General features: G+C 74.1%; 8 protein-coding genes and 1 pseudogene. 5 read left to right on the forward strand and 4 right to left on the reverse strand.

Going from position 1 to position 8750, the window contains the following annotated elements; translation table 11 throughout:
- The 5 genes and pseudogenes from E6J59_00470 to E6J59_00490 all read left to right on the forward strand — a co-directional run.
- The coding region (locus E6J59_00470) for a class I fructose-bisphosphate aldolase (GenBank protein TMB24286.1) at positions 1-921 on the forward strand (921 nt) is incomplete at its 5' end.
- Between the two features lie 25 nt (positions 922-946).
- A complete protein-coding gene (gene glpX / locus E6J59_00475; protein TMB24287.1) occupies positions 947-1927 on the forward strand; it encodes a class II fructose-bisphosphatase in 981 nt (326 codons plus the stop codon).
- 235 nt (positions 1928-2162) lie between these two features.
- A pseudogene (locus E6J59_00480) lies at positions 2163-4199 on the forward strand (DUF3604 domain-containing protein).
- Positions 4199-5077 carry a hypothetical protein gene (locus tag E6J59_00485; protein ID TMB24288.1) on the forward strand — a complete coding sequence of 293 codons (879 nt, stop codon included), beginning with the start codon at positions 4199-4201 and terminating at the stop codon, positions 5075-5077. The pseudogene E6J59_00480 and the gene E6J59_00485 overlap by 1 nt, the downstream one beginning before the upstream one ends.
- Positions 5074-6300, forward strand: coding sequence for a HupE/UreJ family protein (locus tag E6J59_00490; GenBank protein TMB24289.1), 1227 nt, complete (start codon positions 5074-5076; stop codon positions 6298-6300). The genes E6J59_00485 and E6J59_00490 overlap by 4 nt, the downstream gene beginning before the upstream one ends.
- Before the next feature lie 34 nt (positions 6301-6334).
- On the opposite strand, the gene E6J59_00495 is transcribed toward E6J59_00490, so the two are convergent.
- From E6J59_00495 to E6J59_00510, 4 genes are read right to left on the reverse strand one after another with little or no spacing between them, the layout of a single operon-like run.
- Positions 6335-7168, reverse strand: a complete 834-nt coding sequence (locus tag E6J59_00495; protein TMB24290.1) for a hypothetical protein — start codon at positions 7166-7168, stop codon at positions 6335-6337.
- Positions 7168-7620 carry a tRNA (cytidine(34)-2'-O)-methyltransferase gene (locus tag E6J59_00500; GenBank protein ID TMB24291.1) on the reverse strand — a complete coding sequence of 151 codons (453 nt, stop codon included), beginning with the start codon at positions 7618-7620 and terminating at the stop codon, positions 7168-7170. Before E6J59_00500 ends, E6J59_00495 begins: the two co-directional genes overlap by 1 nt.
- A 15-nt stretch (positions 7621-7635) precedes the next feature.
- The gene (locus tag E6J59_00505) at positions 7636-8100 is read right to left on the reverse strand and encodes a DUF1285 domain-containing protein (protein TMB24292.1); all 465 of its coding nucleotides are present in this window, start codon (positions 8098-8100) and stop codon (positions 7636-7638) included.
- On the reverse strand, positions 8100-8549 hold the full coding sequence (locus tag E6J59_00510) for a D-tyrosyl-tRNA(Tyr) deacylase (protein ID TMB24293.1): 450 nt from the start codon (positions 8547-8549) through the stop codon (positions 8100-8102). Before E6J59_00510 ends, E6J59_00505 begins: the two co-directional genes overlap by 1 nt.
- Positions 8550-8750 lie beyond the last annotated feature (201 nt).

Genomic DNA, 8750 nt, shown 5'->3' on the forward strand with positions numbered 1-8750 from the left:
AGCGAGCGAGTGCGAGAGATACTCGGCTGGTACGGAAGCGACAACCCGGGCACGCTGGCCAACCTGGCGCGCGTGATGAACCACGGGCGCCTGGCGGGGACCGGCAGGTTCGTCATCCTGCCCGTCGACCAGGGCTTCGAGCACGGCCCCGCGCGCTCCTTCGCGCCCAACCCCCCGGGCTACGACCCGCGCTACCACTTCGAGCTGGCGCTCGCGGCGGGCTGCAACGCCTACGCGGCTCCGCTCGGCTTCCTCGAGGCCGGCGCCGCCGAGTTCGCGGGCGAGATCCCGCTCATCCTGAAGCTCAACAACTCCGACACGCTCTCCGGCGGCGCCGACCCGTGCCCCGCCGTCACGGGCAGCGTCGACGATGCGCTCCGCCTGGGCTGCAGCGCGATCGGCTTCACCATCTACCCCGCCTCGGCGGCGCGCAACGAGATGTACGGCCAGATCCGCGAGCTCGGGCACGAGGCCAAGCGCAAGGGCCTCGCCGTGGTCATCTGGTCCTACCCGCGCGGGTCGGGCATCTCGAAGGAGGGCGAGACCGCGATCGACGTGGTCGCCTACGCGGCCCAGATCGCCTGCCAGCTCGGCGCCCACATCATCAAGGTGAAGCCGCCGACGGCGCACATCGAGCAGGCGGCGGCCAAGAAGGTCTACGAGAAGGAGCGCATCCCGATCGCCACCCTGGCCGAGCGCGTGCGCCACGTGGTGCAGAGCGCCTTCAACGGGCGGCGCATCCTCATCTTCTCGGGGGGCGAGGCGAAGGACACCGCTGCCATCTTCGAGGAGGTGCGCGCCATCCGCGACGGCGGCGGCTTCGGGTCGATCATCGGCCGCAACTCCTTCCAGCGGCCACGGAGCGAGGCGCTCGACTTCCTCCGCCAGGTGATGGACATCTACGCCGGCAAGGCGAAGTGAGCCCGGCCGGGCTCGGGGGGACGTCATGGCGGTGAACGTCGAGCGGCTGTCGCGGGACTTCCTGCGCGTGTGCGAGGTGGCGGCGGTCGCCTGCGCGCGGACGATGGGGCAGGGCGACCGCCGGCACTCGGACCACGTCGCGACCGAGTCGATGCGCCACGAGATGGACGCGATCGCGATGCGGGGCACGGTCGTCATCGGCGAGGGCGAGCGCGACGAGGCGCCGATGCTCTACATTGGCGAGAAGCTCGGGCGCGGCCACGCCGACGACGTCGAGGTCGACATCGCGGTCGACCCGCTCGAGGGGACGAACCTCTGCGCCACCGGCGCGCCCAACGCGATCACGGTGCTCGCCGCCTCCAACAAGGGCGGCCTCCTGCACGCGCCCGACTGCTACATGGAGAAGATCATCGTCGGGCCCACGGCCAAGCGCGTGATCGACATCGACGCGCCGGTCGAGCAGAACCTGAAGGCGATCGCCCGCTCGCTCGGCCGCGACGTCGAGGACCTGGTCGTCATCGTGCTCGACCGCCCACGCCACGAGAAGCTGATCGCCGACATCCGCAAGGCCGGCGCGCGCATCAAGCTGATCGGCGACGGCGACCTGTCGGCCGGCATCTCGGCGGCCGTGCGCCGTACCAACGTCCACGCGGTGATGGGGATCGGCGGCGCCCCCGAGGGCGTGCTCGCCGCCGCCGCGCTCCGCTGCCTCAACGGCGGCATGCTCGCGCGCCTCGTGCCCACCAAGCCGGGGCAGGAGGAGCGCATGCGGAAGATGGGCATCACGGACTTGAAGCGCATCTACACCGAGGAGGATCTCGCCCCGGGGCCCGACATCCTCTTCGTCGCGACCGGTGTCACCGACGGCTCCATCATGCGCGGCGTGCGCTTCTTCGGAGGCGGCTTGCGCACCAGCTCGATCACCATGTCGCTGCGCGAGCGGGTGATCCGCTTCGCGGATACCGTGCGGCTCGAGGACGGGAGCGACGTGGTGGTCGAGTTCTAGGAGGCTCGCGGTAGCCCGCGCCTTGCCGCGAGGGCGACGGGCGTAGTAGCTGTCGACGGTGCGCACGCACTGGGCTCGTCCCCTCGCCCTCGCCCTCGCGCTCGCCGGCTGCCGGGGCCGGCACGAGGGTCCGGGCGAGCCCACGCAGGCGTCGGTGCCGCCGGCCGCCGTGGCGGCCCGCGCCGAGACGCAACGACGCGCCCTCGGCGGCCTCGGCGTCGCCGAGCCGCCCGCTCGGCAGATCCTCTTCGGCGACCTCCACGTGCACACGACCTTCTCCGTCGACGCCTTCCTGCGCACGCTCCCCTTCATGCAGGGCGAGGGCGCGCATCCGCCCGCCGACGCCTGCGACTTCGCGCGCTACTGCTCGGACCTCGACTTCTGGAGCATCAACGACCACGCCGAAGGCGTCACACCCGCGCACTGGGCGGAGACGAAGGAGGCGATCCGGCAGTGCAACGCACTCGCGGGCGATCCGAAGAACCCCGACCTGGTCGCGTTCCTCGGCTGGGAGTGGACGCAGGTCGGGCAGACGCCGGAGACGCACTACGGCCACAAGAACGTGATCTTCCGCGACACGGCCGAGGACCGCGTGCCCCGCCGCCCGATCAGTGCGCGCGCCGGGGTGCTCGGCCAGGCGTTCGTCCAGCCCGCGCCGCTCTGGCAGCGGCTCACCTTCCCGCTCCTCGATTTCCCGAACCGCCAGCGCTACTACGACTTCGGGCGCTTCCAGCGGGAGCTCCTCGCCGTGCCGCTCTGCCCGCCGGGCGTCGACACGCGCGAGCTGCCCGCCGACTGCCACGAGACGGCGGAGACGCCCGACGTCCTCTTCGAGAAGCTCGCGCAGTGGGGCTTCGACACGCTCGTCATCCCGCACGGCACGACGTGGGGCTTCTACACCCCCGCCGGGAGCATGTTCGACAAGCAGCTCCGGGGGCCCATGCACGACGAGCAGAAGCAGCGCCTCCTCGAGGTGTACTCGGGGCACGGCAACTCCGAGGAGTATCGCCCCTGGCTCGCCGTCGACCGTGATCCGGGCGGCGCGCCCCACTGTCCCGAGCCGACGAGGGACTACCTTCCCTGCTGCTGGCAGGCGGGCGAGATCATCCGCGCGCGCTGCACGAACCCCGCGTCGCCGGAGTGCGAGGAGCGCGTCACGGCGGCGCGCGCCAACTATCTCGGGGCCGGCGTCGCGGGGCATCGCACCGTGCCGGGCGCGACGATCGAGGACTGGAAGGACTGCGGCCAGTGCCGTGACTGCTTCAACCCGGCCTTCAACTATCGGCCCGGGAGCTCGGCGCAGTACGCGCTCGCGATCGCCAACTTCGACGACCCGGCGAAGCCGCGCCGCTTCCGCTTCGGCCTGATCGCCTCGAGCGACAACCACTCCGCGCGCCCCGGCACGGGTTACAAGGAGTTCGCGCGCCGCGCGATGACCGAGGCCATCGGCGCCAGGGACGAGACCTGGCGCGCCCGCGTCATGGGAGCGCCCGCGGCGCCCCGGCCGGCGTCGCTCGCCGTCGACGAGATCCCGCCCGGGCCGGCCTTCACGATGCTCGAGACCGAGCGCCAGGCGTCCTTCTTCATGACGGGCGGGCTGGTCGCCGTACACGCCGCCGGCCGCGACCGCGACGCCGTCTGGAGCGCGCTCAAGCGGCGCGAGGTGTACGGCACGAGCGGCGACCGCATCCTCCTCTGGTTCGACCTCCTGAACGGGCCGGGGGGCGTGATGCCGATGGGCTCCGAGGCGACGCTCGCCGAGGCCCCGCGCTTCCGCGTGCGCGCCGTGGGCGCGCTCGAGCAGAAGCCCGGCTGCCCGGAGCACTCCCTCCACGCGCTCGGCGCGGCGCGTATCGCGGCGCTCTGCCGCGGCGAGTGCTACAACCCGGGCGACCGCCGCCGCCGCGTCACCCGCATCGAGGTGGTCCGTATCCGCCCGCAGGTGCGGCCCGGCGAGCCGGTGCGCGAGCTGATCGAGGACCCGTGGCGCCGGATCGACTGCCCGCGAGACCCCGCCGGCTGCACGGCCGAGTTCGACGACCCGAGCTTCCTAATGAGCGGCCGTCCGGCGCTCTACTACGTGCGCGCGGTCGAGGAGCCGACGCCGGCCGTGAACGCGGGCGGGCTGCGCTGCGAGCGCGACGCCGCCGGCAGCTGCGCGCGCGTGCACCCGTGCTTCGGCGACTACCGCACGCCCTTCGACGACGACTGCCTCGCGCCCAACGAGGAGCGCGCCTGGTCGTCGCCGATCTACCTCGATCCCGCGTCGTGATGACGGCCGAGCGGCGCGCCCGGCAGCTCCTCGCGCTCGGCGCGGCCGCCGGCCTCGCCGTCGCGGCCACCGCGCTGGTGGGGGCGCGGGCGCCGCACGCGGGCCTCCCCGAGGGCGCCATCGCGACCGTGAACGGCGAGCTCGTGCGCGCCGACGATTACGCGCGCGCGCTCGCCGCGCTCGCCGCCGATCGACGCGATCCGCCCGGCGAGGACGACCGCCGCCGCGTCCTCGACCGGCTGGTCGACGAGGAGCTGCTCGTGCAGCGCGCCCTCGAGCTCGGCCTCGCGCGCCGCGATCGCCTGGTGCGTGCCGAGCTGGCGGGGGCGGCGATCGGCCTCCTCGGCACGACGGCGGACGCGCCCGAGCCCACCCGCGCCGAGCTGGAGGCGTTCTACGATGCCCATCGCGACGACTTCACCGAGCCCGGGCGCATCCGCGTCGAGCAGGTCTTCGTGGGTCCTGCGTCGGTCGAGGACGAGGCGCGTGCCGGCGGGCGGGCGGCGGCCGCCGCGCGGCGGCTGCGGGCCGGCGACGCGCTCGCGGGCGTCCGCCGCGACCTCGGCGACGAGGAGGTTGCCCCCCTGCCCGACGCCCTCCTTCCGCCCGCGAAGCTGCGCGAGTACCTGGGCGAGACGGCGACGCGCGCGGCCCTCGCCCTCGCGCCGGGCGGGGTGAGCGACCCCGTGCGCTCGGGCGCGGGGTTCCACGTCCTGCGCGTCGTCGAGCGCGAGGCCGCGCGCGTGCCGCCGTTCGACGAGATCGTCGACGCCGTGCGCGCGCAGCGCCGCCGCCGCGGCGACGAGGAGGCGCTCAGAACGGCCCTCGACTCGCTCCGGCGCCGGGCCGACGTGCGCGTGGCGGAGCGGCTGCCGTGACCTCGGGGCGGCAATCGGGCGGCGCCAGACCCGGCCCCGCGCTCGCCCTCGCGGTCACGGCGACCCTGGTCCCGCTCCTCGCGCTCGCCCCGCCCGCGCTCGGGCACGGCCGCAGCGTCTCGTACTCGAACTGGACCCTCACCGACACGGGCGCGCGGGTCGAGGCACGGCTCGCGCGCATCGACCTGACCCGTCTCGACGCCGACGCATGGGACGACGCCGCGACGGGCGCGTACGTCGCGCCCCGCCTCGTCCTCCTCGCCGGCGAGCGGCCGTGCGAGGTCGTCGCGGCGCCCGTCGCGCGCGCGGGTGAGGACGGCTGGTTGACGCTCGCCTGGCAGGTCGCGTGTCCGCCCGGCGCGCGCGCGATCGCGTCGCGCCTCTTCCTCGACGTGGCGCCGTCGCACCTCCACTTCGCGCGCGCGACGCTTCCCGACGGCACGGCCGCCGAGCGCGTGCTCTCGGGCGACGAGCCCCGCTGGACACTGGGGGAGGATGGCGCGGGGGCGTCGCTCGCCGACTACGTCGCGCTCGGCGTCCGGCACATCGCCGGCGGCTGGGACCATCTCGCCTTCCTGCTCGCGCTCGTGCTGCTGGCGCGCTCGCTCCTCGAGGTCGCGACCGTCGTGACCGCGTTCACGGCCGCGCACAGCGTGACCCTCGCGCTCGCGGCGACCGGCCTCGTGCGTCCCGCGCCTGGCACGGTCGAGGCCACGATCGGACTCTCGATCGCGCTGGTCGCGGCCGAGAACGTGTGGCTCCTCGGCGGGCGTGACTGCGCCACGCCGTGGCTCGCGACCGCGATGCTCGCGGCGCTGGCGCTCGCCGCCGCGCTCGGCATGGGGACCGTGCCCGTGGCCGTGCTCGCGGGGCTCGCGCTCTTCGCGCGCTGCCACTTCGGGCTGCTCGCGAGGAGCGGCGAGACGGCTCGGCTCCGGGCGCTGGTCGCGTTCGCGTTCGGGTTCGTGCACGGCTTCGGGTTCGCGGGCGTGCTCGCCGCGCTCGAGCTGCCGCGCCGCCGTCTGCTCCCGGCGCTCCTCGGCTTCAACCTCGGCGTCGAGGCCGGACAGCTCGCCGTCATCGCGGGCGCGTGGGCGCTCCTCGTGCTCGTGGACCGCGCGACCGCCGAGCGCGGACGGCGGCCGCTGGCCGAGATCGGGTCGGCCGCCATCTGCGGGCTCGGGCTCTTCTGGTTCGTGACCCGGGCGCTCGGGCACGGCTGACGAGCAAGGGTGCGAGCCGTGCGGGAGAAGGTCCTCACTTGTAGTAGTGCCAGCTCTCGCCGGGCTCGAGCACCACGATGCGCTTCGCCTCGATGCCGCGCTTCCGGCACTCCTCGGCGAAGCGCTCGGTCGGGCGGCGGGCGAACCAGCGCAGCGGGAAGCCGCCGCCCCTGCCGTAGCCGATCGGGATCAGGCGTCCGGGCGGCCCGAGGAGCGCCGCGGCGCGGGCCGCGTCGGCCGGACCCATCTCGCGCCCGAAGCCCAGGAACCGCTCGCCGCCGACGGGAAGGAGCGCGACGTCGAGGTGCGGGAAACGCGTCGCGACATCGACCAGCTCGGGAAAGTAGCGCGTGTCGCCCGCGAAGTAGACCTGTACCCGGCCGCCCTCGACGACGTAGCCGTTCTCGGGCACGGCGTGGCGCGCGGGCACGGCGGTCACGGTGACACCGTCGATCGACGCCCTGTCCCACCAGTCGAGGTCGACCACCTGGCGGAAGCCGAGCTGGGCGAGGCGCCCGTGCAGCTCGGGGCGCGCGACCGCCATGGAGACCGTGGCCGCCAGCCGGGCGAGGGCCGTCTCGTCGAAGTGATCGCCGTGGCGGTGGGTCAGCAGCACGGCGGCGACCGACGGCAGGCCGTCGGGCGTGAGCCCGAGGGGCTCGCGCTGGCGGACGACGAACCCCGAGTGGAACCACGGGTCGACCAGGAGCCGGGTGGCTCCGAGCTCGAGGATGATCGCGCCGTGCACGATGCGGGTGACGCTCAGGTCCGCGTCGGCGGCGTGATAGCTCGAGCGGCGCGGCACGGGGAGGGCCGAGCACGCCGCGGCCAGCGCCGCGGCGGCCAGGACGACTACACCTGCGCGCACTACACCTTCCCCTGCTGGCGCAGCGCCTCGTAGAGGACGATCGCCACCGCGGTGGCCAGGTTGAGGCTGCGCACGTGCTCGCTCGCGAGCGGGATGCCGAAGGTGGCCTCGGCGTGCGCGGCGCGGATGGCGGGCGGGAGGCCGCGGCTCTCGCTCCCGAAGACGAGGAGGTCGTCCGCGCGGAAGCGGAGCGTCGTGTAGGAGCGCGAGGCGCGCGCCGAGAAGCAGAGGAGCCGTCCCGGGGGGCGCGCGGCCAGGAACGCCTCCCAGCTCGCGTGCCGGGCGAGCTGCACGTGCGGCCAGTAGTCGAGGCCGGCGCGGCGGAGATGACGGTCGTCGATCGTGAAGCCGAGCGGATCGATCAGGTGGAGCGCCGTGTCGGTGGCGACGCAGAGGCGGCCGATCGAGCCGGTGTTCTGCGGGATCTCGGGTGCGACGAGGACGACGTGCATGGCGCGCGGCCGCCCTCAGCCCCGCCGCTCGCCGAGCGGCACGCGCCGGCCGCCGACCGGGAGCACGACCCGCCCGTCCGCGTCCAGCTCGGCATGGCGCAGGAGCTCGTAGTAGGCGGGACGGAGAAAGCGCGCCTCGTGCCCGCCCTTGACGCGGCAGTAGAGCACGTTCTCCGCACCGACGCGCAGTGACGCGGGGTCGAGCGGCTCGCGCGTCTCGTCGTTCAGCACTACGCTGAAGCCGCGCACCGGATCGTGCTCGACCGTGGTCACCACCCACGGCGTGTCCTCGATGACGACGTCGGCTTTGTCCTCGCCCAGCTCGAGGCGCCCGCGGCCGTCGGGCTGCACCCTCATCGCGCGGCTGAACAGGCGGCAGATGGCGCGGTTCGGGATCGGCTCGTCGTCGCTGTACCAGCGGCCGTCCTTGCCGAAGCGGATCTTGCCCGAGCTGATGGCGGTGAAGCCGGCGCGCGCCATCACGCCCCCTCGCCCGTGTCGAGGACGACCGTCACCGGCCCGTCGTTCACCAGCGCGAGCGCCATGCGCGCCCCGAAGCGGCCCGTCGCGACGGGCACCGTGGCGTCGCGGGCGCGGGCGACGAAGTGGTCGTAGAGCCGCTCGGCGCGCTCGGGTGGCGCGGCGTCAGTGAACGCCGGGCGTCGGCCCTTGCGGCAGTCCGCGTAGAGCGTGAACTCGGAGACCACGAGCAGCGCGCCGCCCACCTGGTCGAGCGGGCGCGCGAAGCGCCCCGCCTCGTCCTCGAAGATGCGGAGCCCGACGATCTTCCGGCAGAGCGCGTCTGCGTCGCGCTCGGTGTCGGCGTGGCCGACGCCGAGGAGCACGCAGAGCCCGCGCCCGATCGCGCCCACGACCGCGCCGTCCACCGCCACGCGCGCTTCGCTCACCCGCTGCACGACGGCTCGCACGGCGCGCGTTAAAGCACGATTGCCGAGGAATTGCGAAAAAGCGCTGTCGCTTCCCCTGCCCGCGATGGTCGCAGGTAATGACCTCTATTAATAAGTCCTCCAGGGCGCTATGCGAACCGCGCTCCTGGCGGGTCAGTGGAGGGTGCTCGGCTCAATGAACCGGGCGGCCACGAGGTCGAGGCAGAGCCGCTCGCCATTTCT

This window comes from Deltaproteobacteria bacterium (genome assembly GCA_005879795.1).
Classification (GTDB): Bacteria; Desulfobacterota; Binatia; order DP-6; family DP-6; genus DP-6.

Excerpts from the sequence above, each read along its gene's own strand:
- glpX (TMB24287.1), top strand. The coding sequence starts at position 947 with ATGGCGGTGAACGTCGAGCGGCTGTCGCGGGACTTCCTGCGCGTGTGC.
- E6J59_00485 (TMB24288.1), top strand. The coding sequence starts at position 4,199 with ATGACGGCCGAGCGGCGCGCCCGGCAGCTCCTCGCGCTCGGCGCGGCC.
- E6J59_00500 (TMB24291.1), bottom strand. The coding sequence starts at position 7,620 with ATGCACGTCGTCCTCGTCGCACCCGAGATCCCGCAGAACACCGGCTCG.
- E6J59_00505 (TMB24292.1), bottom strand. The coding sequence starts at position 8,100 with ATGGCGCGCGCCGGCTTCACCGCCATCAGCTCGGGCAAGATCCGCTTC.